Raw genomic sequence first — 26,158 nt, forward strand, 5'->3', positions numbered from 1 at the left:
TAGGCACGCCGGGCGAACCCGCCACTCGGGGCCGCCGTCCGCGCCGTCCGCCGGGGCCCGTCTCCCGGCGCCGTCGCCCGCCTCGTCGAGGTCTCTCATCCCCCACCCGCCCCTCACGCCTCGTCCGTCACCAGCTCCGCCCACACCTGCTTGCCGCCGCTGACCGGGACGGTGCCCCACGCGTGGGAGACCGCCTCGACCAGCAGGATGCCCCGGCCGCCGGTGGCCTCCCAGCCGACGTTGGTCGGCTTGAGAGGTCCGCGCGGCGAGGAGTCGGTGACCGCGATGCGCAGCCGGTGCCCGACCAGGCTGAGGTCGAGCCGCACCTGCCCCTCGGTGTGCACCAGGGCGTTGGTGACCAGCTCGGACACCACCAGCAGGGCGGTGTCGGCGGTGTCCCTCGGCAGCTCCCAGGCGCGCAGGGTGCGGCGGACGAAGCGCCGGGCGTGCCGTACCGCCTCCGGGACCCGCCACACGCTCCAGCTCTCGCGGCGCGGGCGCACGGCCATGCCGTCGTAGCGGACCAGCAGCAGCGCCACGTCGTCGCCCCGGTGGGCGCCCGCGAGCAGGGCGTCGGCGGTCTGGCCGAGGTGGGCGGGGTCGGCTGCGGCGAGGTCGCGGGCGAGCCGGTCCATGCCGGTGTCGAGGTCGGTGCCGGAGGACTCGACCAGGCCGTCGGTGGTGAGCGCGAGGACCGTGCCGGGCTTGAGTTTCAGCGGGGTCATCGGGTACTCCGCCCGGGTGAGCACCCCGAGCGGGGGTCCGCCCTCGGCCCGCACGGTCTCCGTACTGCCGTCCGGGTGGCGCAGCACCGGCTGCGGGTGCCCGGCGCGTGCGCAGAGGGCGGTGCCCTGTTCCATGTCGATGTCGACGTAGACGCAGGTGGCGAAGAGGTCGCTCTCCATGTCCAGCAGCAGCCGGTTGGCGTGGGCGACGACCACGTCGGGCGGGTGGCCCTCGGCGGCGTAGGCGCGCAGGGCGGTGCGCATCTGGCCCATGAGGGTGGCGGCGCCCGCGTTGTGGCCCTGGACGTCGCCGATGACGAAGGCCACGTGGTTGTCGGCGAGCGGGATCACGTCGTACCAGTCGCCGCCGACCTCCAGGCCCTCGGTGGCGGGCAGGTACCGGGCGACGGCCTCGGCGCCGGGCAGCCGGGGCAGCCGGTGGGGCAGCAGGGCGCGCTGGAGCATGCCGACGAGTTCGTGTTCGGCGTCGAAGGCGTGGGCGCGGCGCAGGGCCTGTCCGGCGAGGGCGGCGCAGGCGGTGAGCAGGGCGCGTTCGTCGGGGGCGAACTCGTGCGGGCGGTCCCAGCCGATCAGGCAGGCCCCGGCCATCCGGCCGCCCGCGGGCAGCGGCAGTACGGCGAGGCCGCCGGGGCCGACTCCGGCGAGGCCGGGCTCCAGGGCGGAGCCGGCCGGCCAGATGTGGGCGCGGCCGTCGCGCAGGGCGGCGGCGAGGGCGGGCATGGCGCGTACGGGGGCGTCGGGCCACTCGCCGCGCCATTCGGCCCGCCAGAGTTCGGGCCACGCCTCGGGTTCGGGCGGGTCGAGGACGGTGACGACGAGGCGGTCGTTCTCCAGTTCGGCCAGCGCGATGCGGTCGGCGCGCAGCGGCTTGCGCAGGGCGTCGACGACGGCGTGCCCCACGTCCTTGACGGTGCCCGCGGTGGCGAGGTCGGCGGCGAGGCGCTGCACGCGGGCCACGTCGGTGACGTCGGAGCGCAGCTTGGTGGCGTCCGCGACGGTGCCGACCAGTTGGGCGGGCCGCCCCTCCCCGCCGGGCACCAGCCGTCCGCGCAGCCGGAGCCAGCGGAGCGCCCCGGACGGCTGCCGGACGCGGAACTCCAGCTCGCGCTCGTCCAGGGACATGTGGTCGGGCTCCACCACGGACATCAGCGCGGGCAGGTCCTCGGGCACCGTGAGCCCTAGCAGCGTCTCCACCTTGCCGTCGAAGTCGTCGCGCCCTATCCCGAAGAGCCGCAGGATCTCGTCGCCGACCTCCACCCGCCCGGTGTCCATGGCGAGACTGAAGGCGTCCGGGGCCGGTTCGTGGGCGTCGGCCGGGCCGGGCTCGGGGACGGCGACGGCGCGGGCGATGAGTTCCAGCGCCGCCCTCTCCCCCGCGTCGAACCCCTCGGGCCGTTCCGCGACCGCCAGCAGCGAGCCGCCGCCCGGCCCGGCGAGGGGCAGGGCGGCGAGGGAGAAGCCGGGTTCGGGGGTACGGCGGCCCTCGGCGCGGTCGGCCACTTCGCTCGGGCCGAGCCAGCGGGGGCGGCCGGTGCGGTGGGCCTCGGCGACCGGGGCGCCGCCGTCGGCGGGGTAGCCGTCGCGCAGGCCGTACAGCGAGCCGGGCAGTCCGACGGACTCGGCCAGGCACAGTACGGCGGGGTCGTCGCCGGGGGCGTACACGGCGGCGAACGAGGCGCCGGCGAGGACGAGCGCCTGTTCCAGGACGCGGCGGAGCCGGTCGGCGGAGGGGGGCGCGGCCATGAGTGTGGCGAGGACGTGCTCGGCACGCCCGGCTCCCGTCCTGCGCACCGCAGCACCCTCACTCGCCACGTTGGCCATTACAGCGCGTGCGGGCGCGCGGCGCAGCCCCTGTGCAGCGACCACGCGCGGTTTTTCCCTACCGCGCGATTGACCCGGAAGCCCCATAGCGGCACCTACTCGCCTTTTCCGGTCTCGGCATGAGCGGTGTCGGGAGGGGGTACTCGGCGTATCCCCAGAAGTGGGACTCGTCCGCAGGCGGGGGCGCGAGGGCCGTACGAGGAGGTGGTCGGCGTGTCCGACACGCCGGACCCCGCACGGGAACCCCCGGGGGCCGGGCGGCCGCTGCTCTCGGTCGCCCTGGCCGCGATGATGGAGGACGTGGGCGCGCACTCGGGCGCGGTCTACCTGCTGCGGCCGGACGTGCCGGTGCTGGAGATGGCGGTGATGGCGGGCCTGCCGAGGGCGTTCGCGGCGCCCTGGGAGCGGGTCGGGGTGAGCGCGCCGATCCCGGTCGCGCAGGCGGTGCGGCAGCGGCGGCCGGTGTGGGTCGGCGGGGGCGAGGAGATGGCGCGCCGCTTCCCGCGCATCGCGGTGGTGCTGCCGTACCCCTTCGCGCTGGCGGCGCTGCCGCTGGCCACGGACGACGCCGTGCTCGGCGCGGTGTTCGTGACCTGGCCCGCCGGGCACGGCCCGGAGCTGACCGAGCGGGAGCGGACGCTGCTGTCGGCCGGGTGCGAGCGGCTGACCCGGGTGCTGGCGCGGGCGTCGGCCGAGAATCTGCCGCTGGGCCCCGAGCGGGATCTGGTGGCGACCCCGGACGCGGCCGTCGTGGACACCCTCGGTCCGGTGGAGGCGGCACGGATGGTGGCCCGGCTGCCGTACGGGCTGGTGTCGCTCGATCTGCACGGCCGGATCGGCCACGTCAACTCGGCGGCCGCCGAACTCCTCGGCCGTCCCGCCGCCGAACTGCTCGGCACGCTGCCCTGGGTGTCGGTGCCATGGCTCAACGACCCGCTGTACGAGGACCGTTACCGGGCCGCGCTGATCAGCCGCCGTCCGACCTCGTTCGTGGCGCTGCGGCCGCCCGGCCACTGGCTGTCCTTCCGGCTCTATCCGGGCAGCACCGGGGTGAGCGTGCGCATCACGCGGGTCCGGGTGCTGACCGAGCGCACGGGCGTGCCGGCCGGGGCGCGGCCGCACCGGCTGGTGACGATCTCCCGGCTGCTGAGCCTGACGGGGGCGCTGACCGAGGCGGTGGCGGTGGACGACCTGGTCCAGTTGGTCGCGGACGAGGTGGGTCCGGCGGTCGGCAGTCATGCGCTGATGCTGCTCGCCGCCGAGGAGGGGCGGATGCGGGTGCTCGGGCACCGCGGCTATCCGGACGAGCGGGTGGCCGGGTGGTTCGACGGGCTGCCGCTGAGCGAACGGACCCCGGGCACCCAGGCGTTGAGCAGTGGAGTGCCCGCGTTCTTCGAGTCGCGGGAGCAGTTGGAGCGGCTGTATCCCGTGCGGCGCGAGTCCCGCGACGGCTTCGCGGCCTGGGCCTTCCTGCCGCTGGTCGCGTCCGGGCGCCGGGTGGGGACGTGTGTGCTGGCGTACCCGGAGCCGCACTCCTTCCCCGCCGAGGAGCGGGCGGTGCTGACCAGCCTCGCCGGGCTGATCGCCCAGGCGCTGGAGCGGACGATGCTGTACGACGCCAAGCACCGGCTGGCGCACGGGCTCCAGGAGGCGCTGCTGCCGCACTCGCTGTACCCGCCGCCCGGCATCGAGGCGGCCGCGCGCTATCTCCCGGCGACGCGGGGCATGGACATCGGCGGCGACTTCTACGATCTGGTGCCGACCCGGCCGCAGGCGTCCGCCGTGATCGGCGACGTCCAGGGGCACAACGTGACGGCGGCGGCGCTGATGGGCCAGATCCGTACCGGCGTCCGCGCGTACAGCGCGGTGGGGCAGGCGCCGGGCGAGGTGATGGGCAGCATCAACCGGTTGCTGATCGACCTCGGCACCGAGCTGTTCGCCAGTTGTCTCTACCTCCGCCTCGACCCCGCGCACGGCCGGGCCGTGATGGCGCGGGCGGGTCATCCGCCTCCGCTGCTCCGGCGTCCGGACGGGCGGGTACGGGTGCTGGACCTGGCCGGGGGTCCGCTGCTCGGCATCGACTCGGAGGCGGCGTACCCGACGACGGAGGTGACGCTGACGCCGGGCTCGGTGCTCGCCCTTTATACGGACGGCCTCGTGGAGTCGCCCGGTGTGGACATCGAGGACGCGCTGATCGACCTGGGGGCGCTGTTCTCCGAGGCGGGCGACGGTCCGCTGGAGGAGCTGGCGGACGCGCTGGTCCGGCACGGTACGGCGGGGCGGGACCGGGTGGACGATGTGGCGGTGCTGTTGCTGCGGGCGCGGGACGGGAGTTGAGCGCCCGGCACGCGGAGGGCCCGGCCCTTCCGCCGAAGGGCCGGACCCGGTGCGTCAGTTGGCGGAGGTTCCGCCCTGCTGACGGTTGCGGTGGTGGTGCTTGGTGCCCTGCTCCTGAGCGGCACCCGCGCCCGCACCGGCCTGGTCGTCGGCGCTCGCACCGGCTCCCGCACCGGCCTGGTCGTCGGCGCCGCCTATCTCGTCGCCGCCGGCCTGGTCACCGGCACCGGCACCCGCCTGGTCGCCCGCACCCGCCTGGTCGCCCGCACCGGCCTCGTCCCCGGCACCGGCCTGGTCGCCCGCGCCCGCCTGGTCGTCGCCGGCACCCGCGCCCGCGCCCCCGTCACCGAGGGTCGCGCCCGTGGCCGCGAGGGCGGTGGTGACCGGCTGGAAGAAGGTCTCGCCGCCGCTGGTGCAGTCGCCGCTGCCGCCGGAGGTCAGGCCGATCGCCGCGCCCTCCTGGGTGAACAGCGAGCCGCCGCTGTCGCCCGGCTCGGCGCACACGTCGGTCTGGATGAGACCGGTGACGGTGTCGACGCCGTTCGGGTCGGTCTCGCTCTGGAAGTTGACGGTGGCGTCGAGGCCGGTGACCTGGCCGTCGTGCAGCCCCGTGGTGGAGCCCATGCGGAACACGGTGGAGCCGACGGTGGCCTCGGCGGCCTGGGTGATCGCCACGACCTGGCCGTTGCCCGCGTTGACCTCGCTGGGCGCCTCGGTCGCCGGGTCGTCGTACTTGACGAGGGAGAAGTCGCCCTCGCCGGGGAAGGTGGCCTGGTCGACGGTGGCGATGGGCTGCCCGGTCTGCGAGTCGGACCACTCCTCGGCCGCGACCCCGCAGTGACCGGCGGTCAGGAAGGCGGGGCTGCCGTCGGCGGCGGTGACGTTGAAGCCGAGGGAGCAGCGGACGCCGCCGCCCTGCACCTGGGAGAAGATCGCGTCGCCGCCGGAGACGAAGGTCTTGAAGGTGCCGCCGGTCTTCTTCAGGGTGGCGGTGCCGGAGCCGAGGCCGTCGACGGTGGACTCCAGCCGGTCCCACTTGGCGCCGGTCACCGTGGAGTCGGCGCTGACGATCACCTTGTTGGTGCGCGGGTCGACGGCCCAGGCGGTACCGGGGATGGCCGCCTTGGTCCGCAGGGTCTTCGCGGCGGACTGGAGGTCGGCGGTGCTGTTCTCCACCTGCCGTACGACCGCGCCCGCACTCTTCGCACGTGCGACGGCGGCACCGTCACCGACCGCGTTGACGACGAGCTGCCGCTTGGCGCTGTCGTAGTAGGCACCGGCGAACTGGCCGCCGAGGGACTGCTTCAACTGGGCGGCGAGCGCGGTCGCGTCGGTGGTCTTGAGGGTCCTCGCGTTGCCCGCCGCGGCCGCCCCCTGATCCTGGGAGTTGTCCTGGGAGGCCATGGCGTTGGGCAGCAGCAGGGCCGCCGCTCCGAGCGCCGCGACACCGCCGACCGCTATCGCGGCCTTCCTCTTGGGCATGCGCTTGTGACTCAACTTCTCGACCTCCTGGGTGCGGGGGTCTGCCGCTGTCGGGCAGTTCGTAGGGGGGTGCCGGCTGGCTACAGGTACGGGCGTCCGGCCCAGCGCGTTCAATCCCGATCGCCAACTTCGTTGCGTGGGTGGGGAATCGGCCACGCCCACGCCTCTTCTGACACACCGGCACCTCAGTGACCCCGCGTCACCGACCGGTCGCCGTGCGCCCAACACCGGTAGCGGAATCCCCGCTTCAGGGAATCTGCACATCCCGCACCCAGGCAGGTCACGGACCGCGAGGTTTGCACACCGGTGCGGGTGTCCCGGACACGCCTTTGGAGAGGTGTGCCGGATTCGCGTTACCGGCGGTAGTGGAGACGGCGCGACGACGACGCGGGGAATGTGAAGGAGAACCGTCCACGGCGTGCGCGCCCCTGCACGAATGAACCTCACCGTGGACCGAACTCGCTGGTGAGAGCCCTGAGCAAGTGGAACCGGGCGCTGCGTGCGTGCTTTGATCCATCGCATCGCAGGAACCGCCCCAGGGCTGCCGGAGACGGCGGCCCGAAGGTCTGGAACTCCTCGCGGTCGCGGCCGTCATCTGTCCCCAGAGGGGGCCGCTCCCCCCTTGTGAAGACCCATACGAAGGGAAGTTCCCTCATGAACTCCACCCCCCGTGTCGAGACCGTCGAGATCTCGGACGCCGAGCTGGACAACGTTTCCGGCGGCCTGTCCGTGAACGCCCTCTCCACCGTGACCGGCGCCGTCAACGGCATCGCCCCGGTTTCCGGCCTGGTGGACACCGTCGTCGGCACCGTCGAGGGTGTCACCGGCCTCAACACGGCCCCGGTCACCGGCCTGGTCGCCGGTCTCTGACCGCACCTCGGTGTCACCGAGAGTCCCGGACCCCCTCGCGGGTCCGGGACTCTCGGGCGTCCCGAAACAATTCCGTGCCGTCGTCTCTCCTCGGGTGAGGGAAGTTCCGTGCAGTTCCGCCAACAGGCCCTCGCCAAGCTCCAGTCGCCGGAGGATCTCGACCTCCCGGTGCGGCTGGCACGCCCGCAGGGGTGGCTCGTGCTGGGCATCACCGTCGTCGTGATGGCGGCCGCCTCGGTGTGGGCGGTGACCGGTTCGGTCGCCTCCACCGTGAGCGCCCCGGCCATCCTCAACCACGGGCAGGGCAGTTACGTCCTCCAGAGCCCGGTGGCCGGACAGGTCACCGGTGTGCTCGCCAGGCAGGGGCAACGGCTGCCCGCGAACGCCCCCGTGCTCAAGGTCCGTACCGCCGAGGGCGATTCGGTGATCCGTACCGTCGCCGCGGGGCGGATCACCGCGCTGGCCGCGACCATCGGGCAGATCGTGCAGCCCGGCGCCGACGTGGCCGCGGTGGAGAAGGTCGCGCACGACTCCGACCCCCTCTACGCGACGGTGTACGTCCCCGCCGAGAACGCCGCCTCGATTCCCGCGCACGCCACGGTCGACCTGACCGTGTCCTCCGTACCGGCCGAGCGCTACGGCGTGCTGCGCGGCACGGTGAAGTCCGTGGACCGCACGGCGCAGTCCGCGCAGTCGATCGGCGCGTTCCTCGGCGACAGCCAGCTCGGCAAGCAATTCACCAGCAAGGGCCGCCCGGTCGCCGTCCTCGTGGCGCTGGACAAGTCCTCGTCGGCGAGGAGCGGTTACCGCTGGTCGTCGGCGGGTGGGCCGCCCTTCGGGCTCGACTCCATGACCCTGGCCTCCGGTGCGGTCCATCTGAGCGACCAGCGCCCGATCGATTGGCTGCTTCCGTGACCGCCCCGACCGACACCGCGCAGGAGAACCGCGGCCGCAGACGGGCCTCTCCCGCTCGCCGCCCGGTGCCCAAACCCCGTGGCGGCACGGTCCGTACGCCCACCGTGCTGCAGATGGAGGCCGTCGAGTGCGGTGCCGCCTCCCTCGCCATGGTGCTCGGCCACTACGGCCGCCATGTCCCGCTGGAGGAACTCCGCATCGCCTGCGGTGTCTCCCGCGACGGCTCGCGCGCGAGCAACCTGCTGAAGGCAGCCCGGAGTTACGGGCTGACCGCCAAGGGCATGCAGATGGACCTCGCGGCGCTCGCCGACGTGCGCGCCCCGGCCATCCTGTTCTGGGAGTTCAACCACTACGTCGTCTACGACGGCATGGGCCGCCGCTTCGGCCGGCGCGGGGTGTACATCAACGACCCCGCCAAGGGCCGCCGGTTCGTGCCCATGGAGGAGTTCGACGGCAGCTTCACCGGAGTGGTGCTGGTGCTGGAGCCGGGCGACGGCTTCAGCAAGGGCGGCCGCAAGCCCGGAGTGCTCGGCGCGATGCCCGCCCGGCTGCGCGGCACGGCGGGCACGCTGCCGGCGGCGGTGCTGGCGAGCCTGCTGCTGGTCGCGGTGGGCGCGGCGGTGCCCGCGCTGAGCCGTACCTATATCGACATGTTTCTGATCGGCGGCCAGACCTCGCTGCTCGGCGTGCTGTTCGCGTCGATGGCGACCTGTGTGGCGCTGACCCTGGTGCTGACCTGGCTCCAGCAGGCCAACCTGCTGCACGGCCGGATCATCTCCTCCACCCTGTCCAGCGCGCGCTTCCTGCGCCATCTGCTGCGGCTGCCGGTCACCTTCTTCTCCCAGCGCTCCCCCGCCGACCTCGTCCAGCGGCTGCAGTCCAACGACCAGGTCGCCGAGACCCTGGCCCGCGACCTCGCGGCGGCGGGCGTGGACGCGATCGTGGTCGTGCTGTACGCGGTGCTGCTGTACACCTACGACCCGCAGCTCACCTTCGTCGGCATCGGCGTGGCCCTGCTGAACATCGTGGCGATGCGGCTGGTGATCCGGCTGCGCGCGACGCGTACCGCGAAGCTGCGGGCGGACACCGCGCGGCTGACCAACACCTCCTACACCGGGCTTCAGCTCATCGAGACGATGAAGGCGACCGGCGGGGAGGACGGCTACTTCCGCAAGTGGGCCGGGCAGCACGCGGCGACGCTGGAGGAGCAGCAGAAGCTCGGGGTGCCGAGCGCCTGGCTGGGCGTGGTCGCGCCGACGCTGGCCACCTTCAACAGTGCGCTGATCCTGTGGATCGGCGGCCTCAGGGCGGTCGAGGGGCACATCTCGGTCGGTCTGCTGGTGGCGTTCCAGGCGCTGGTGGCCCGCTTCACCGCGCCGCTCACCCGGCTCAACGGCGTGGCGGGCCGCATCCAGGACTTCGCGGCCGACGTGGCCCGGCTGAAGGACGTGGAGAACTTCCAGGCCGACCCGCTGTACGCGCGCCCCCAGGGCGCCGACGACACCCGCAGGCTGCGCGGGCACGTCGAGCTGGAGGGCGTCACCTTCGGCTACAGCCCGCTGGACAAGCCGCTGCTGACCGACTTCGACCTCACGGTGGGTCCGGGGCAGCAGGTGGCCCTGGTGGGCGGTTCGGGCAGCGGCAAGTCGACGGTGTCCCGGCTGATCTCGGGGCTGTACTCGCCCTGGGAGGGCGTGATCCGGATCGACGACCGCAGGCTGGAGGACATCCCGCGCGGCGCGCTCGCCGCCTCGGTGTCCTTCGTGGACCAGGACGTGTTCCTCTTCGAGGGCTCGGTCCGCGACAACGTGGCGCTGTGGGACCCCTCGATCCCGGACGAGGCCGTGGAGGAGGCGCTGCGGGACGCGGCGCTGTACGACGTGGTGGCGCGCCGGCCGGGCGGGGTGCACAGCAAGGTCGAGCAGGACGGCCGCAACTTCTCCGGCGGTCAGCGCCAGCGGCTGGAGATCGCGCGGGCGCTGGTGCGCCGCCCCAGCATCCTGGTGCTGGACGAGGTGACCAGCGCGCTGGACGCGGAGACGGAGCTGACGGTGATGGACAACCTGCGCCGGCGCGGCTGCGCCTGTGTGGTGATCGCCCACCGGCTGTCCACGGTCCGTGACAGCGACGAGATCGTGGTGCTCCAGCACGGCACGGTCGTGGAGCGGGGCAGGCACGAGGAGCTGGTGGCGCGCGGTGGCGCGTACGCGGCGCTGGTCAGGGAGCGGTGAGATGACGTCCACGCACGACGGTGATCTGGTGCTGGGCGCCCTCGGCTCGCTGGGTACGCGGGTCGACTGCGCCGGGCTGAACCGGCTGGATCTCGAGGGTCCGCAGGTGCTCTGGCTGGTGGCGGCCGGCGCGCTGGACCTGTTCGCGGTGGACGCCGCCGAGCAGGGCCACTGGCACCACCTGGGCCGGGTGGAGGCGGGCGCGCTGCTGCTCGGCCCGGTCGCCGGACCCCAGCACACCCTGGTGGCCCGCCCGGTGCGGGACTGTGTGGTGCACCGGGTGAACCTGCGCGAGCTGTACCAGGGCGCGCACACCGAGACCTGGTCCTACGACGAGTACGGCAACCCGCAGTACGTCCCGCCCTCCTCCAGCCCGCTGGAGTACGCCCTCGCCCTCGGCGTCGGCCGGGGCCTGTCGGTGCTGTTCCAGGCGCCGCTCGCCGAGGACCGGTCGGTGGCGCCGTCGGACGACGACGTGTTCTGGATGCAGGTGCCGCCGGGCAGCGTGCAGTACGGCTCGGTGTACGGCGCGGAGGCGGCGGCCGACCTGCTGATGGACCCGGGGCTGTGGCAGAGCCTGGTCGACCAGCAGTACCGGCTGCTGACCGCGCTGGACCGCTGGATCGAGCAGTTGGAGCGCACCCACGAGACACGGGCGGCGGCCGGCATCAAGGCCGGTGAGGCGGTACGCGCCCAGGCCGACCAGACCTTGCTCGCCTCCATCGGCAAGCGCTCGGACCGGCGGACCACGGCGGCCGACGCGGACGCCGGGTACGCGGCCTGCAAGCTGGTCGCGCAGGCGGCCGGGATCACACTGGCCGACCCGGCGCGCGGGATCGGCGAGAGCGAGCGGCTGGACCCGGTGGAGCGCGTCGCGCTGGCCTCCCGGGTCCGGGTCCGGGCGGTACGCCTGGAGGGCCGCTGGTGGCGGGAGAACGTGGGCCCGCTGGTCGGTCACCGGGCGCTGTCCGGGGCGCCGGTGGCGCTGCTGTGGCGCCGGGGCGGCTATGTGGCCGTACAGCCGGCGACCGGCCGGGAGACGCCGGTGGAGAAGGCGAACGCGGAGGAGTTCGAGCCGCGTGCGGTGATGTTCTACCGGCCGCTGCCCGAGAAGCGGCTCGGCCCGCTGGGCCTGCTCCGGTTCAGCCTGGGCGGGACGCGGAACGATGTGCTGAACCTGCTGCTCGCGGGGCTGGTCACGGTGGCGATCGGCGCGCTCGTGCCCATCGCCACGGGCAAGGTGCTCGGCGAGTACGTACCGCAGGCGCGGGAGAACCTGATCGCGCAGGTCTGTCTCGCGGTGATGCTCAGCGGGGTGGTGTCGGCGGCGTTCACGCTGCTGGAGAACCTCACCATCCTGCGTCTTGAGGGGCGCATCGAGGGCTCGCTCCAACCGGCGGTCTGGGACCGGCTGTTGCGGCTGCCGACCCGCTTCTTCAGCGGACGCTCCACCGGTGAGCTGGCGAGCGCCGCGATGGGCATCAGCTCGATCCGGCGGCTGCTGGCGGGCGTCGGCCCGGTGGTGGCGCAGTCGGTGACGATCGGCGCGATGAACGTCGGCCTGCTGCTGTACTACAGCGTGCCGATGGCGATGGCCGCGATCGCGATGCTCCTGGTGATCGGCGCCGTTTTCACGGGACTTGGGCTGTGGCAGGTGCGCTGGCAGCGGCGGTTGGTGACCCTCGGCAACAAGCTGAACAACCAGGCGTTCCAGACCTTGCGCGGCCTGCCCAAGCTGCGGGTGGCGTCGGCGGAGAACTACGCCTACGCCGCCTGGGCGCGGGAGTTCGCCCGCAGCCGGGAGCTCCAGCAGAAGGTCGGCCGGATCAAGAACCTCAGCTCGGTGCTGGGCGCGGTGTATCTGCCGGTGTGCACGCTGGTGATGTTCATGCTGCTGGCGGGTCCGGCGAAGGGCGCGATGTCGGCGGCGGCGTTCCTCACCTTCAGCACGGCGGTGACGATGGTGCTGACCTCGGTCACCCAGCTCACCGGCGCCTTCGTGTCGGCGGTGGCGGCGCTGCCGCTGTTCGAGGAGCTGCGCCCGGTGCTGGACGCCACCCCGGAGGTGCGGGCGGGCAGCACCCGGCCGGGCCCGCTGACCGGCGCGCTGGAGGCCCGGCGGCTGTCGTTCCGCTACTCCGACGACGGCCCGCTGGTGCTGGACGACGTGTCCTTCGCGGTGCGGCCGGGCGAGTTCGTCGCGGTGGTCGGCCCGAGCGGCTGCGGCAAGTCGACCCTGCTGCGCCTGCTGATCGGCTTCGACAAGCCGGTCTCCGGCAGTGTGCTGTACGACGGCCAGGATCTCGGCGCGCTGGACCAGTCGGCGGTGCGGCGGCAGTGCGGGGTGGTGCTCCAGCACGCCCAGCCGTTCAACGGCTCCATCATGGACGTGGTCTGCGGCACCGAGCCGTACACGCCGGAGGAGGTCATGGCGGCCATCGAGCTGGCGGGCCTCGCGGAGGACGTGCGGCGGATGCCGATGGGGCTGCACACCATCGTCGCCGGGAGCGGCGCGGTCTCCGGCGGGCAGCGCCAACGGCTGATGATCGCCCAGGCGTTGATCCGCCGGCCGCGCATCCTCTTCTTCGACGAGGCGACCAGCGCCCTGGACAACGACACCCAGCGCACGGTCATCGAGTCCACCCGCAAGCTGAACGCCACCCGGGTGGTCATCGCGCACCGGCTGTCCACCGTGATGGACGCGGACCGGGTGGTGGTGATGGAGGACGGCAAGGTGATCCAGCAGGGCACCCCCGCCGAACTGCTCGCCGACACCGGGGGCCGGCTGCACGAACTGGTGCGCAGGCAACTGGCGTAGGGATGGATGTGCCGCTTCCCGGCGAGGCCCCCCACGGGCCTGGCCGGGAAGCGGCTGTGGGTCCGGAAGGCGGCGGCCCCACTCCGCCTCACCCTCCCGGTACGGGATCGCCGGTCGCTCCGCCCCAGGGGCCGCACTCCCCAGTTGCGAAACCGACCCTGCGGCACGGAGCCCGTGCGATCCCGGTCTAGAACGCGAAGACGCTGCTGTTCAGCGCGTCCTTCGCGCAAGCGTTGCCGAACGTGCGCTCGTAGGCGACCCGTTGGCCCTGCCAGACACCCTGGACGGTGACGACCACGGGGTCGTACAGCCGGGTGCAGTACACGTCGGGGCGGGCCTTCAGGGCAGTGAAGTCGCCGCTGACGCCGCGCAGTTCGTCGCAGGCGGCGGCCGCCGCGGGGTGGGTGCCGGTGGCCGTCGGGGCGCAGCTCAGGGTGACGGCGCGCTCCGGGGTGACCGTGGTCGCGCTGTCGCCGTGCCCGGTGGTGAGGACCAGTGCCGAGGGCGCGTACAGGGAGGCAGGCGCGGCTACGGCGGAACCGGTCAGGGGTCCGCAGACGGCGGCGGCGGTGAGGCCGAGGGCCGCGGCCCAGCGCGCGGTGTTCCGCATGGTGTGCATCCTTCCGCTCGATTTTGAGGGTGTGCCGTCCTTTGCCCGGTGGGGCGCCGCGACGGCGAGCGCCACTCTGCCGAGTCCGCAGCCGGAACACACATCCCACCCATGACTTTCAGTAACATTGCGTATTGAATCAGTGGCGCGAAGTCACGGAATTCGAACACGTCGGCCCCTCAACGCCGGGCTTTCCGAATACCGGGATCGGCCCGATGGCCGGAACTCACCGCCTGAGCAATCGGCCTGAAACATTCCGCCCACCCGCGCCGGGGCCGCTTTCACGATCCGCCCGCGACACCTTCACGATTCCCCGCGTTCGCCCGGGTTTCGCCGACCCCTCCGGATGGTCGAACCCTCCACAGGGGCGGCCGGAGATGGATGAAACGTCCCCTGGCTCGCCGTGCCGATCCGGCCGTACCGTCGGCAGACCCCGTCCCTGGAGCCCCAGTTGACCTCACAGCACCCCAACTCCCCCGCCCCCTCGCTCACCGAGGTCGAGCCCTACGGAGTCGAGCGCATCCCCGACGCGGAGCGCACCGCGACCCCGTTCGACCTGTTCCGGGTCGCCTTCGGCGGCGCCAACACCTTCTCCACCTGCGTCCTGGGCGCGTTCCCGATCCTCTTCGGGCTCTCCTTCTGGCAGGGCCTCGCGGCGACCGTGCTCGGCGTGCTCGCGGGCGCCCTGATCCTGTGTCCGATGGCGATGTTCGGGCCGGCCAACGGCACCAACAACGCGGTCTCCTCCTCGGCGCACCTGGGTGTGCACGGCCGTGTGGTCGGCTCCTTCCTGTCCCTGCTGACGGCGGTGGCGTTCTTCTCCATCTCGGTGTGGAGCTCGGGCGACGCCCTGGTCGGCGGCGCGCACCGCCTGTTCGGCCTCCCGCGCGGCACGCTGTCGTACGTGGTCGCCTACGCGCTGTTCGCCGGGCTGGTGCTCGCGGTGTGCGTGTACGGGTTCCGGTTCATGCTGTTCGTCAACAAGATCGCGGTGACCTCGGCGACGGTGCTGTTCCTGCTGGGCGCGGTCGCCTTCGCCGGTGACTTCGACCCGTCGTACGGGGGCTCGTTCACCGCCTCGGCGGATGCCGCGACGCAGGCGATGTTCTGGCCGTCCTTCATCGGGGCGGCGCTGATCGTGCTGTCCAACCCGGTGTCGTTCGGGGCGTTCCTCGGTGACTGGTCGCGGTACATCCCGGCGGACGCCCCGCGCCGGCGGGTGGTCGGCGCCGCGTTCCTCTCCCAGCTCGCCACCCTGCTCCCCTTCGTGTTCGGCCTCGCGACGGCGAGCATCATCGCCACCAAGGCTCCGAAGTACGTCGACCCGGCGGCGCCCGACTTCGTGGGCGGGCTGCTGGCGATCTCCCCGAGCTGGTTCTTCCTGCCGGTGTGCCTGCTGGCCCTGATCGGCGGCATGTCCACCGGCACGACCGCGCTGTACGGCACCGGGCTGGACTTCTCCTCGGTGTTCCCCCGGCTGTCGCGGGTGCGGGCGACCATGCTGGTCGGCGTGGTGTCGATCGCGTTCATCTTCGTCGGCCGGTTCGCCCTGGACCTGGTGCAGTCGATCTCCACCTTCGCCACGATGATCATCACGTGCACCACGCCGTGGATGGTGGTGATGATCCTCGGCTTCTTCACCCGGCGCGGCTGGTACGACCCGGACGCCCTCCAGGTCTTCAACCGCCGCCAGCGGGGCGGCCGTTACTGGTTCACCCACGGCTGGAACTGGCGCGGGATGACCGCGTGGTGGGTGTCGGCGGCCCTCGGCATCCTGTGCACCGACATCCCCGGCCAGTTCGTCGGCCCGCTGGGCGACCTGGCGGGCGGGGTCGACATCAGCCTGCCGCTGTCGCTGGCCGTGGCGGCGGTGCTGTACCTGTCCCTGCTGTGGCTGTTCCCGGAGCCGAGGGCCGCCTATGGCCCGGAGGGTGCGCGCTGGGTGCGGACCAGGGAGGTCCCGGTGCCGCCGATCACGGAGGCGCCCGCACTGGCCGGTGTGTGACTCCGCCGACGGGCTCAGTCGGGCTTGCTCAGCAGGCGGGTCACCTCTTCGCCCGTCTCCGGGGTGAGGCGGCCCGCGCAGTCCAGGCCGAGGGTGCGGGCCAGGTCCGGGCCCTGGAGGTCGACCAGGGCCTCCGCCAGTTCCGCGAAGGACGCAGCCGCCGTACGGCCGCGTACGGCACCCGTCGTCAGCGTGGCCGCGCCGACCAGTGCGGCGGGCCACCACCACACGGCCAGCAGCAGGTAGCCGAGACCCCAGGCCGTGAGCCGTGCGGCGGCGCTCAACGCGGTGCGGGCGGTGCCGAGTTCGGCGCGGGTGCTGTCGGGGGCGAGGAGCCAGAGGTGGGGCCAGGCGGCGGTCAGGTCCAGGCGGTACGCCCGCCACACGCGCCGGTCCGGGGTGGTGACCCGGTCTCCGGTCCAGAAGGGGTGGCGCGGCGCGACGAGCCCGACCTCGTTGCGCCGGGCGTACCCCGCCTCCGCCTCCGCCACCAGGGCGTCCGCGTCGGCGGCGCCGCCCAGCCGGGCCCGGCCGGCCGCGACCAGGGCCGTACGGTAGGCACCGTCGGCGGCCCGCCACCTGCGCGCCCGGCGCTCCGTCAGCCACCGGGTCACCGGCCCGCGCGGACCCGCCAGCCAGACCCGCTCGACCAGCGCGCCCACCGCCTGCGCACCGGTGCCCGTCAGCGCGGCCCCGGCCAGCACGGCGACCGCGCACACCGCGAGCACGCCCGCGCTGTGGGCGCCCGGAGCGGCGGCGAGGGCGTCGAGGCGCTCGCGCAGCCGCCCGGTGTCCCGCCAGTGCCGCTGGCCGAGGGTGAGGGCGGTGGCCAGCGCGACGAGGTACACCAGGCCGGGGACGGCCAGTAGGGCGAGCCAGCGCTCGGCCAGCTTGCCGCCGAGCGCGTTGAGGAACGCGGTCACGGGCGCAGCCTGATCTCCCGCAGCGGCCGCCCGAAGACCATGCACTGGGCCGGGCTTTCGGGCTCGGGTGCCTCGACGCGGGCGCAGCCGCCGCCCGGACACGCCAGTACGCGCAGCAGCGGGTGCCCGGCGCCGGGGAACCGCTGATAGACGGGCGGGATGTCGGTGCGGTACGAACCGAGGCCGGCGGTGAAACCGGCGGCCAGCAGGAGGTCCTCCAACTCGTCGAAGGAGTCCTCCAGTTCCTCCGGTGAGCGGCCGCCGCGTACCTCGGTGGTGATGTGGTCGATCAACCGGCGCCCCTCGGGGCCGAGTTCGGGCGCCCGCTCGGTCAACCGGTGACAGAGGGCCGCCAGTCGCTCGTGGCCGAGGCCGCCGTCCACGTCGTCGTCGAGCCCGCTCATCGTCGTACCTCCCTGGGACCAGCCGACCGGCGACTCAGCATAACGAGGGCGCCGAAGGGACCACTTGGGTAAAATCGGGCTCGGGCCTCGAGAGCCCATGGCGTCACACACGGGGGCCGGTCATGTCGGACGCGCACGGAGCGGCTGGGCACGCGCTCCGCCAAGTCGCCTCGCTGATCGATGAGTTCGACCGATCAGGTGACCGCCGTCCGCTGGACAGCGCGGTCGGCCTCTGCCGGGAGGCCCTCCGCGCGGCGCCGCCCGAGGGCCCCGTCCACACCGCGTGCCGGGCGGCACTGCGCAGCACGCTCGTGATGCGCTGGTCGGAGTTCCGCGACCGGCGGGACCTGGACGAGTCGATCACCGAGGGACACGCGCTCACGGCAGGCCCCGCCCCCGACGAGCAGGACTTCCGCCTCCTGGGCCGCATGCTGGCCGACCGCCATGAACTCATCCGCGATCCGGCCGACTTGGAAGCGGGCATCGCCGCCCTGCGGCGTGCCGCCGAGCTGCCCGTGCGGGGCTGGGACAACCGGCCGTTCACCCTCGACACCCTCGGCGGCCTGCTGGCCGAACGCGGCGAGGCGACGGGCGACCTCGCCGACCTCGCGGAGGCGGAGCACCTGCGCCGGGTGGCCCTGACCCTGCTGCCCGAGGGCTCCCCGGAGCTGCCGACCGTGCGGAACAACCTGGCGGCGAGCCTCCGCCACACCGCCGAGCTGCACCGGAACCCCGCCCGGGCCCGTGAGGCCGTCGAGCTGCTGAGCGCGGCCCTCGCGGACACCCCGCCGCCCCGCCGCCCGCAGGCCCTGCACCACCTGGCCACGGCCTGGCAGACGAAGGCCGAACTCACCGGCGCTCCCGCCGACATCGAGGCCATGGTCGCCGCCCACGACGCCGCCCTCGCCGAGACCCCGAGGGGCCATCCCCTACGGGCGCGCACCCTCACCGGCCTGGGCGTGGCCCTCCGGCTGGCGGCCGAGCACACCGAGGACACCGAGCCGCTCCGCGCCGCCGTGGCCCTGCTCGGCGAGGCCGTACGGGAGACACCCGAGGGCAGCCGGGCCGCCCCGCACCGGCTCAACAGCCTGGGCAACGCCCTGCACCGGCTGGGCGAGCGCACCGGCGACGTGGCCCTGCTGGACGAGTCCGTACGCGTCCTGCGCGCCGCCTGCGCGGAACCCTCGCCGCAGGAGGACGGCCACCTGGGCCGGGTGGCGAACCTCGCCCTGGCCCTGCGCGAGCGCTACCACCAGACCGGCGACCTGGAGACCCTGCGGGAGGCCGCCCGCCTGGCCCGGCTCGCGCTGAACACCCCGCGTACGTCGACGGACTCCGACACCCAGCTCGCCAACCTCGGCGTGGTCCTCCAGACCTGGTACGACCGCACCGGCGACCCCGACGCCGCCGCCGAGGCCGTCGAGGCCGCCCGCCGCGTCCTCGCCCGCACCCCGCCGGGCGGCGCGGAGCGGGCCATGCGGCTGAACCACCTCGGCAACGCCCTCTTCCAGCGGTACGAGTCCGGCGGCGACCCGGCCGACCTGGCGGAGTCGGTCGCCATGCTGACCGAGGCCGTGGAGCGGACGGCGTACGGCACCTCGGAGCACGCCGACTATCTGCACAACCTGGGCCTGTCCCAGCTCACGGGCGCCCGCGCGGCGGAGGACCCGGTGCTGCTGAACCAGGCGGTGACCACGCTGGGCCGGTCCGTGTGGGCGTCGGCCCCCGGCGCGGCCCCCACCGCCAACCGGCTCCAGTCGTACGCGTCCGCGCTGCGCTCCCTGCACGCGGTGACCGAGGACCCGGCGGTGCTGCTCGCGGCGGAGGACGCCTACCGGCAGGTCGCCGGGATCACGGCGCTGCCCGCCGCGCAGCGCGTGCGGGCCGCCTACTCCCGGGGTGTCGCGGCGGCGGACGCGGGCCGCTGGGAGCAGGCACTCGACGGGTTCGAACTCGCCCTCGCCCTGCTGCCGTTCAGCATCAGCAGACGGCTGACCCGCGACGACCAGGAACACGGGCTGATCAGCGTGCAGGGGCTCGCCGCGGACGCCGCCGCGTGCGCGGTGCACCTGGGCCGGCTCGACCACGCGGTGCTGCTGCTGGAGCAGGGGCGCGGGGTGCTGCTCGGGCAGACCATCACGGCCCGCGCCGAGCTGGAGCGGCTGCGGGCCGCGTATCCGGTCGCCGCCGACCGCTTCGTGGAGCTTCGGGACCTCATCGACGCGCTGGACCCCGCGGAGGAGGACACCGACGAACGGCACATGCTCGCGGCGTACTGGGCGGACCTGGTCGCGGAGATCCGCACGCTGCCCGGCTTCGGCGGCTTCCTGGACGGTCCGACGACCGCCGAGGTGCGGGCGTGCGCCGGGCGGGGGCCGGTGGTCCTGGTGTACGCGAGCCCGTACCGCAGCGACGCGCTGGTCCTGCTGCCGGACCGGGTGCTGCCGGTCCCGCTGCCGGGTGCCGGTCCCGCCGTCGTGGAGGCGCAGGCGCGGCGGCTCGGCACCGCGCTCGCCGAGGCGGCCGTGCCGGACGGGGAGCGGGCCGCGCAGGAGACGCTCGCGGAGGTGCTCGCCTGGACGTGGGACCACGTCACCGGCCCGGTCCTCGACGCGCTGGGGCTGTCCGCCCCGCCGGCGGACGGTGTCTGGCCGAGGCTGTGGTGGTCGCCGGGCGGCCCGCTGGCCGCACTGCCGCTGCACGCGTCCGGCCACCACGGCGACCCCTCCCGTACGGTGCTGGACCTCGCGGTCTCCTCCTACACGCCGACCGTCCGCGCCCTGGCGTACGCCCGCGCCCGCGCGGCCGGTCCCCCGCCTGCCGGGCGCCTGCTCGCGGTGGTCGTGCCCGACGCCCCCGGAGCCCGCAGGCTCGGCGGGGTGCGCCGGGAGGTACGGGAGCTGAGCGCACTGCTGCCGACCGAGGTGATCGCGGGCCCGCGTGCCACGTTCGCCGGGGTGCTGGCGGCGCTGCCCGCCCATCCGTACGTCCACTTCGCCTGCCACGGGGTGAGCGAGCCGGACGACCCGTCCGGGGCGCGGCTGCTGGTGCACGACCACCAAGAGCATCCGCTGACGGTACGTCACCTCTCCCGTCTTGAGCTGCCGGACGCCCGGCTCGCCGTACTGTCCGCCTGCGAGACCGCGCGGGGCTCGGAGCTGCTGGCGGACGAGTCGATCCACATCACCTCGGCCTTCCAGATCGCCGGGTACCCGCACGCGATCGGCACCCTGTGGCCGGTGCACGACGCGGTGGCGGTACGCGTGACGCGGACCCTGTACGGCGGGATGCGCGACGCGCTCGCCGCATCGGCGGAGCTGGACGCGGCCCTCGCCCTGCACCACGCCGTACGGGAGTGCCGGGCGGCCTTCCCCGGCAGCCCCAGCCTGTGGGCCGCCCATGTGCACTCCGGGGCGTAGCGCCTGCGGAGCCGGACGAGGAGAGGAGGGGGTCCGGACATGGCCCTCGGATGGCGCAGGAAACGCGAGGACGACGGTCGACGGGACACCGATCCCGAACCGGAGCTGCCCCCGGCCGCCGACCTGGTCTTCACGATGCTGGGCGACGACGGCACCGAGGAGGAGATCAGCCGCGTCGGCCTGCCCCCGGACGAGTTCTACGGCATGCGCGCCAACTCCGCCCATCAGCGACTCGGCCCCGAACACCCGGAAACCCTGCGGGCGTTCCGCGACTACGCCCGTGTGCTGACCCACCTGGAGGGCCGCCAGGAGGAGGCGCGCGAGCGGCTGATGGCGCTGGTGTACACCCAGTCCCGGACCCTCGGCTACGTGCACGAGGAGACCCTGACCACCGCCGCCGACCTGGCCGGACTGATGCACGTCACGGGCGAGTTGGGCAAGTCGGAGGAGGTGTGGCGCAGCGTGTGGACCAGCCGGGCCGAACTTCTCGGGCCGGACCATCCGCACACCCTGGACAGCGCGTCCTCCCTCGCCTCGGTACTGGAGGACCTGCGCCGCGAGCCGGAGGCGGCCGCCCTGCGCCGGGACGTACTCGAACGCCGCAAGCGTGCGCTCGGCCCGGACGACCCGGCGGTCCTCTCCGCCACCAGCAGCCATGCGGCGGCCCTGGTCAAGGCCGGCCACTGGGCGGAGGCGGAACAGGAACTACGCTCCCTCATCGCCAAGTTGGAGCGCCGCGGCCTCCAGGACGAGGACACCGGCCTGGCCGCCCGCGCCAACCTGGGCGCAGCGCTGTGCCGGCTGGACCGCCTGGACGAGGCGGAGGCGGTGATGCGCTCGGTCCTCACCACCCAGCAGCGCACCAAGGGCCCGGCCCACCCCGACACCCTCACCACCCGCAACAACCTCGCCGCCGTCCTCCACGCCCGCGAGCACTACGCCGAAGCGGCCCACACCCTCCGCGAAGTCCTCACCCTCACCCTCCACCACAAGGGCGAATCCCACCCCGACACCCTCCACGCCCGCGACAACCTCGCCAACATCCTGATCGACAACGGCGACCACGAGGAGGCCGCGACTCTCCTCACCCGCTGCCACACGGACTACACCCGAGTCTTCGGCCCCCACCACCCGCTGACCCGCACGACAGCGGAACGCCTGGCCTGGCTGCGGGACAACTCGGCCTGAGCATTGCCTTCTTGACCACCCGTGCTGTTGGCTTGGCCGGTCCTTTTCTCCCCGCACCCAAGGTCGTGCGCATGCCCTTACCCCACCGTTTCGGTCTGCTCCGTGAGTCCGGCTTCCGGCGCCTGTTCGCGGCCACCGCGCTGGGACAGTTGGGGGACCGGGTCGTCTTTCTGACGTTGCCGTTGATCGCGATCGTGGCGTTGGACGTCGGGGAGTTCCAGGTCGGGCTGCTCAGTACGACGACCATGGCGGGGTCGTTGTTGGTGGGGCTGCCGGCCGGGGCGTGGGTGGACCGGATGCGGAAGCGGTCGGTGCTGGTGAGTACCGATCTGCTGCGGGCGCTGGTGCTGGTGTCGTTGCCGCTCGCGTGGTGGGCGGGGGTGCTGACGGTCTGGTGGCTGTATGCCGTGGCGTTGGTGCACGGGGTGCTGACCGTGTTCTTCGATGTGGCGTACGTCAGTTATCTGCCGCATCTGGTGGGGCGCGAGCATCTCGTGGAGGGCAACTCCCGGCTGTCGGCGGTGCGTTCGGTGACGAGTATCGGTGGGCCGGCGGTGGCGGGGCCGTTGGTCGGGTGGCTCGGGGCGCCGGTCGCGGTGCTGGTGAGTTCGGTGGGGATGGCCGCGTCCGGGGTGCTCGCGGCGGGCATCCGCGAGCGGGAACCCGAGCCCGAGCGCGGTGAGCGTTCCCGGCTGGGGCGGGACATCAAGGAGGGGCTGAGGTTCGTCCTGCACCGGCCGGTGCTGCGCGCGACCGTGCTGACGGACGGGACCTTCAACGTCTTCCTGGTGATGTACCAGACCATGCTGATGGTGTTCCTGGCACGGGAGATCCACCTGGGGTCCTTCGGGATCGGCCTCGTCCTGTCGGGCATGGGATGCGGGAGCCTGCTGGGCGCGCTGCTGTCGGCCCGGGCGTCGCGGTGGCTCGGACAGGGGCCGGTCATCTGGCTGGCGCCGCTCGTGACCTGCCCGTCGACCGCCCTGATGGCACTGGCGCGGCCCGGCTGGAGCGTCTGGGTGGCGGCGCTCGGACTGGCCGCGCTGTCGCTGGGCGGGGTCGTCCGGATGGTGGCGCAGGCGAGTTTTCAGCAGGCGCTCACGCCGGACCGGCTCATGGGCCGGATGAGTGCGACGGCCCGGTTCGTCTCGTGGGGCGGCCTCGCCCTGGGCGGTGTCCTCGGCGGCGCCGCCGGCTCGCTCCTCGGCGCACGGCTCACCCTCTGCGTGGGCGCGGCCGGCATGACCCTGAGCCTGCTGCCCGCACTCCTCTCCCCCCTGCGCACCCTGCGCGAACTCCCCCGCACCCAGGACCCCGTGCACCCCGCCGGCCAGGCTCGGGCCACGCCCACCCCCTGAGGCAGACTGAGCGGAGCATGACACCCCAACGAAAGGGAGCGGCGGCGTGGGTGCTCGGTGGGCCGACTTTCAGTACGAGATCTATCTGAACGGGATGAACGGGACAGTCCCCCGGCTGCCCACCGACCTGACCCGTCTTGAGGAACTGGCGGAACACCGGCTCGGGCCGGGCCCGGTCGGGTACGTCGCGGGGAGCGCGGGGAACGGCAGCACCGAGCGGGCCAACCGGGCCGCACTGGAGCGCCGCCGGATCGTGCCGCGCATGCTGCGGAACGTCGAGGAACGCGACCTCTCCGTACGGCTGTTGGGACGTACGCTGCCCGCGCCGCTGGCCCTCGCGCCGGTCGGCGTGCTGTCGATCATGCACCCGGACGCGGAGTGCGGGGCCGCGCGGGCCGCCGCCGCGCAGGGCGTGCCGTTCATCCTGTCGTCGGCGTCGAGCACGCCGCTGGAGACCGTCGCGGAGGCGATGGGGGACGCCGAGCGGTGGTTCCAGCTCTACTGGGGCAGCGACCGCGAGGTGACCCGGAGCTTCCTGGGCCGGGCGCGGGCGGCCGGGTTCTCGGTGCTGGTCGTCACACTGGACACCCCGCTGCTGTCCTGGCGCCCGCGCGATCTGGACCGGGCGTATCTGCCGTTCCTGCACGGGGTGGGCACCGCCAACTACTTCACCGACCCGGCCTTCCGGGCCGGGCTCGCCAAGCCGGTGGAGGAGGACCCGAACGCGGCCGTCCTCCGCTTCCTCGGCCTCTTCGGGGACGCCGGGCACACCTGGCCGGACCTGGCGTTCCTGCGGGAGCACTGGGACGGCCCGATCGTCCTCAAGGGCATCCTGCACCCGGACGACGCCCGCGCGGCCGCCGACGCCGGGATGGACGGGGTGGTGGTCTCCAACCACGGCGGCCGTCAGGTCGCCGGTTCCGTCGCCGCCGCCGACGCCCTGCCGGGTGTCGTGGACGCGGTCGGCGACCGGCTCGACGTGCTGTTCGACAGCGGCATCCGCACCGGCGACGACATCGCCAAGGCCCTCGCCCTGGGCGCCCGCGCGGTCCTGCTCGGCCGCCCCTACGCGTACGGACTCGGTCTGGACGGCCAGGCGGGCGTCGAGCACGTCGTCCGCAGCATCCTCGCGGAACTCGACCTGACCCTCGCCCTCTCCGGCCACGCCTCCCCCACCACCCTGAACCCGTCCGTCCTCAGGGAGGGGCCGAACTAGGCACCCTGGTCCGGTGCTTCCGCCTGGCGGGCCGGGGTCTCGGAGGTTTCCGCCGCCGACAGCGGGCCGGGGGTGGCCGACGGGGTGTCGGTCAGCCAGTGCTGGGCGGGTGAGCGGTCGCGGAGCGAGACCACGATGTCGGCGCCGGGACGCGCGTCCGCCGAGGCCAGCGCGAGCGTCTCGTCCCAGCGGGGCAGCAGCTCGCCCCGCACGGTGAGGTCGTACCGTACGTCGTCCCCGCGCTCGGTGCCCGCGTCGTCGCAGGTGCCGAGGATGACGACGGCGGCGTCCGCGTGGGAGTCGAGGCACAGCTCGGGGTCGGCCTGGCTGTGCAGGAGGCCGTCCGCGTCGTACGTCCACTGCTGGGTGACGGCGTCCGAGCACAGGGCCAGCGTCACCAGCCCGCCGCGCTCCGGCTCGCCCTTGATGCCGAGGCACAGCGCGGCCCCCGCGTTGCGCAGCCGGATCGGCCGGCCGGCCAGCGGCGGGGTGGCCGAGGCGGTCGCCGAGGGCTCGGCGGTACGGGGGTCGGCGGCGGGCGCGGCCCCGGCGGAGGCCACCGGGCTGCGGCCGCCCTCCGCCTCGGGCCAGACGGCGAAGGCCAGCCCGGTCGCCAGCAGCCCGGCCGAGACGACGCCCGCCCCGGTACGCAGCGACCACCCGCCACCGCGCCGCCCCGCGCCCCGCTTTCCGGCCCGCCGGCGCCCGCCGGAACGCGGGGCCTGGTTCGGAACGGCGGCGCCCTGACCCCGCCCCGGCCGGGAGTCGAGATAGCGGCGCGCGCCCCAGCCGAGGACCGCCTCCGCGAGCAGCAGCCCCGCGCCGCTGTCGAGCTGGCCGAGCTGTTCGGCGGCGTACCGGCAGTAGGAGCACGCGTCCAAGTGCTGGCGGACGTCGGGGAGTACGCCCCCGCCCCGGCGCACCGGCACATCGAGCAGCCGGTTGTAGTGGCGGCACTCCCCACTGGGCGCCAGCTCACGGTGTGCGCGCAGCACACCCGCGCGCAGCTTCTCCCGGCTCTGTTCGAGCGCGGCGGACGCGCCCACCGGGTCCACGCCGAGCAGCGCGGCCGGGACGGTCACCGGCTCGGCCTCGACCTCGGTGTGCCAGAGCAGCGTCTGCTCCAGCCGGGGCAGCAGGTGGAAGGCGCGCTCGGCGAGGACGCGGTTCTCCGGGGTGAGGGAGTTCGCGGCGCGCATCCCGCGTCCCCCGGCGGGCTTGGCGAGGCCGGGCAGGGCGGCGGTGAGGCGGTCGGTGGCCGCCCAGTCCAGGACGGTGTCCCGTACGGCAAGAAGCAGCCGGGGCCGCAGCGCCTCGGCGGGCTCACCGAGGGCGAGGCGGTCCAGGGCCTGGTGGAAGACGGCGGCGGTGACCATGTGGGCCAGCGGACCGGGACCGGCGAGGCAGATCACCGCGTAGTCGGCGGCGGGCTGCCAGTGCCGGGCCATCAGCAGGGCGGCCGACCGGGACGCCTCCGGGTCCGAACCGGCGCGCAGCGGGGCGGCCGTGGACTCGTCGGACTCCCCCGCCGCCATGCCGGGCAGGTAGGGGGGAAGGGGAGGCTGAGGGGTGGTCACTGAGCGGTTCCTTTGGCGCGTGCGGAGCGTGGGAGCGGTCCTCCGGGGTGCGCATGGAGTGAACGGGACCCACGGCTCCGCCCCGGCGTCCCCCGGCCCGGTGGCCCAACTGCCGCATCGGTTCCGGACTTCACCCCCCGCGCGGGAGTGTCAACCCTCGCACAACTTCTCCACACGCAACAAGGAGCGCGTCCCACATCGCCGGGTTTGCAGGGAAGTCGGGTTCCGTGCGCCCCGT

General features: G+C 73.8%; 16 protein-coding genes. 10 read left to right on the forward strand and 6 right to left on the reverse strand.

Annotated elements, in window-relative coordinates; translation table 11 throughout:
- Positions 1-113: 113 nt before the first annotated feature.
- Positions 114-2,567, reverse strand: coding sequence for a SpoIIE family protein phosphatase (locus E5083_RS06620; RefSeq protein WP_135785248.1), 2,454 nt, complete (start codon positions 2,565-2,567; stop codon positions 114-116).
- A gap of 204 nt (positions 2,568-2,771) precedes the next feature.
- Between E5083_RS06620 and E5083_RS06625 the strand changes: the two genes are divergently transcribed.
- Entirely contained in the window at positions 2,772-4,904 is a 2,133-nt protein-coding gene (locus E5083_RS06625) for a PP2C family protein-serine/threonine phosphatase (protein WP_425276698.1), read from the forward strand.
- A gap of 54 nt (positions 4,905-4,958) precedes the next feature.
- Here E5083_RS06625 and E5083_RS06630 read toward each other — a convergent pair whose 3' ends face one another.
- Positions 4,959-6,386 (reverse strand): S1 family peptidase, encoded by a 1,428-nt coding sequence (locus tag E5083_RS06630; RefSeq protein ID WP_135784655.1) that lies wholly within the window; start codon positions 6,384-6,386, stop codon positions 4,959-4,961.
- A gap of 654 nt (positions 6,387-7,040) precedes the next feature.
- On the opposite strand from E5083_RS06630, the gene E5083_RS06635 reads away from it, so the two are divergent.
- The 4 genes from E5083_RS06635 to E5083_RS06650 all read left to right on the forward strand — a co-directional run bounded on the left by E5083_RS06635 (position 7,041) and on the right by E5083_RS06650 (position 13,220).
- Entirely contained in the window at positions 7,041-7,256 is a 216-nt protein-coding gene (locus tag E5083_RS06635) for a hypothetical protein (RefSeq protein ID WP_031179346.1), read from the forward strand.
- A gap of 108 nt (positions 7,257-7,364) precedes the next feature.
- On the forward strand, positions 7,365-8,171 hold the full coding sequence (locus E5083_RS06640) for an HlyD family efflux transporter periplasmic adaptor subunit (RefSeq protein ID WP_135784656.1): 807 nt from the start codon (positions 7,365-7,367) through the stop codon (positions 8,169-8,171).
- Positions 8,168-10,402: an NHLP family bacteriocin export ABC transporter peptidase/permease/ATPase subunit gene (locus E5083_RS06645; protein WP_135784657.1), complete on the forward strand. Its 2,235-nt coding sequence runs from the start codon at positions 8,168-8,170 to the stop codon at positions 10,400-10,402. The genes E5083_RS06640 and E5083_RS06645 overlap by 4 nt, the downstream gene beginning before the upstream one ends.
- A 1-nt stretch (position 10,403) precedes the next feature.
- Positions 10,404-13,220 carry an NHLP bacteriocin export ABC transporter permease/ATPase subunit gene (locus E5083_RS06650; protein WP_135784658.1) on the forward strand — a complete coding sequence of 939 codons (2,817 nt, stop codon included), beginning with the start codon at positions 10,404-10,406 and terminating at the stop codon, positions 13,218-13,220.
- Between the two features lie 187 nt (positions 13,221-13,407).
- Here E5083_RS06650 and E5083_RS06655 read toward each other — a convergent pair whose 3' ends face one another.
- A complete protein-coding gene (locus E5083_RS06655) occupies positions 13,408-13,830 on the reverse strand; it encodes a subtilase-type protease inhibitor (protein ID WP_135784659.1) in 423 nt (140 codons plus the stop codon).
- A gap of 451 nt (positions 13,831-14,281) precedes the next feature.
- Here E5083_RS06655 and E5083_RS06660 point away from each other — a divergent pair, with 451 nt between their 5' ends.
- Complete coding sequence (locus E5083_RS06660; protein ID WP_135784660.1) at positions 14,282-15,835, forward strand: purine-cytosine permease family protein; 1,554 nt, start codon at positions 14,282-14,284, stop codon at positions 15,833-15,835.
- A 14-nt stretch (positions 15,836-15,849) separates the two neighbouring features.
- On the opposite strand, the gene E5083_RS06665 is transcribed toward E5083_RS06660, so the two are convergent.
- Together E5083_RS06665 and E5083_RS06670 are read right to left on the reverse strand one after the other, a co-directional pair.
- On the reverse strand, positions 15,850-16,758 hold the full coding sequence (locus tag E5083_RS06665) for a hypothetical protein (RefSeq protein ID WP_135784661.1): 909 nt from the start codon (positions 16,756-16,758) through the stop codon (positions 15,850-15,852).
- Complete coding sequence (locus E5083_RS06670) at positions 16,755-17,162, reverse strand: hypothetical protein (protein WP_135784662.1); 408 nt, start codon at positions 17,160-17,162, stop codon at positions 16,755-16,757. Before E5083_RS06670 ends, E5083_RS06665 begins: the two co-directional genes overlap by 4 nt.
- A gap of 122 nt (positions 17,163-17,284) precedes the next feature.
- On the opposite strand from E5083_RS06670, the gene E5083_RS06675 reads away from it, so the two are divergent.
- The 4 genes from E5083_RS06675 (at position 17,285) to E5083_RS06690 (ending at position 24,343) form a co-directional block, all read left to right on the forward strand.
- Positions 17,285-20,581, forward strand: coding sequence for a CHAT domain-containing tetratricopeptide repeat protein (locus E5083_RS06675; protein WP_135784663.1), 3,297 nt, complete (start codon positions 17,285-17,287; stop codon positions 20,579-20,581).
- A gap of 39 nt (positions 20,582-20,620) precedes the next feature.
- Entirely contained in the window at positions 20,621-21,769 is a 1,149-nt protein-coding gene (locus E5083_RS06680; protein ID WP_135784664.1) for a tetratricopeptide repeat-containing protein, read from the forward strand.
- Between the two features lie 71 nt (positions 21,770-21,840).
- Positions 21,841-23,127: an MFS transporter gene (locus E5083_RS06685; protein WP_135784665.1), complete on the forward strand. Its 1,287-nt coding sequence runs from the start codon at positions 21,841-21,843 to the stop codon at positions 23,125-23,127.
- A 46-nt stretch (positions 23,128-23,173) separates the two neighbouring features.
- Positions 23,174-24,343: a lactate 2-monooxygenase gene (locus E5083_RS06690; protein WP_135784666.1), complete on the forward strand. Its 1,170-nt coding sequence runs from the start codon at positions 23,174-23,176 to the stop codon at positions 24,341-24,343.
- On the opposite strand, the gene E5083_RS06695 is transcribed toward E5083_RS06690, so the two are convergent.
- Complete coding sequence (locus E5083_RS06695; RefSeq protein ID WP_135784667.1) at positions 24,340-25,920, reverse strand: RICIN domain-containing protein; 1,581 nt, start codon at positions 25,918-25,920, stop codon at positions 24,340-24,342. The two genes, E5083_RS06690 and E5083_RS06695, sit on opposite strands and share 4 nt — an antisense overlap.
- Positions 25,921-26,158: the final 238 nt, after the last annotated feature.

It is taken from the genome of Streptomyces bauhiniae (assembly GCF_004784475.1).
Classification (GTDB): Bacteria; Actinomycetota; Actinomycetes; order Streptomycetales; family Streptomycetaceae; genus Streptomyces; species Streptomyces seoulensis.

Bases quoted from the DNA above. Each gene is read 5' to 3' on its own strand.
- E5083_RS06670 (WP_135784662.1), bottom strand. From the start codon at position 17,162: ATGAGCGGGCTCGACGACGACGTGGACGGCGGCCTCGGCCACGAGCGA.
- E5083_RS06650 (WP_135784658.1), top strand. From the start codon at position 10,404: ATGACGTCCACGCACGACGGTGATCTGGTGCTGGGCGCCCTCGGCTCG.
- E5083_RS06685 (WP_135784665.1), top strand. From the start codon at position 21,841: ATGCCCTTACCCCACCGTTTCGGTCTGCTCCGTGAGTCCGGCTTCCGG.
- E5083_RS06675 (WP_135784663.1), top strand. From the start codon at position 17,285: ATGTCGGACGCGCACGGAGCGGCTGGGCACGCGCTCCGCCAAGTCGCC.
- E5083_RS06680 (WP_135784664.1), top strand. From the start codon at position 20,621: ATGGCCCTCGGATGGCGCAGGAAACGCGAGGACGACGGTCGACGGGAC.
- E5083_RS06635 (WP_031179346.1), top strand. From the start codon at position 7,041: ATGAACTCCACCCCCCGTGTCGAGACCGTCGAGATCTCGGACGCCGAG.
- E5083_RS06655 (WP_135784659.1), bottom strand. From the start codon at position 13,830: ATGCGGAACACCGCGCGCTGGGCCGCGGCCCTCGGCCTCACCGCCGCC.
- E5083_RS06630 (WP_135784655.1), bottom strand. From the start codon at position 6,386: ATGCCCAAGAGGAAGGCCGCGATAGCGGTCGGCGGTGTCGCGGCGCTC.
- E5083_RS06620 (WP_135785248.1), bottom strand. From the start codon at position 2,567: ATGGCCAACGTGGCGAGTGAGGGTGCTGCGGTGCGCAGGACGGGAGCC.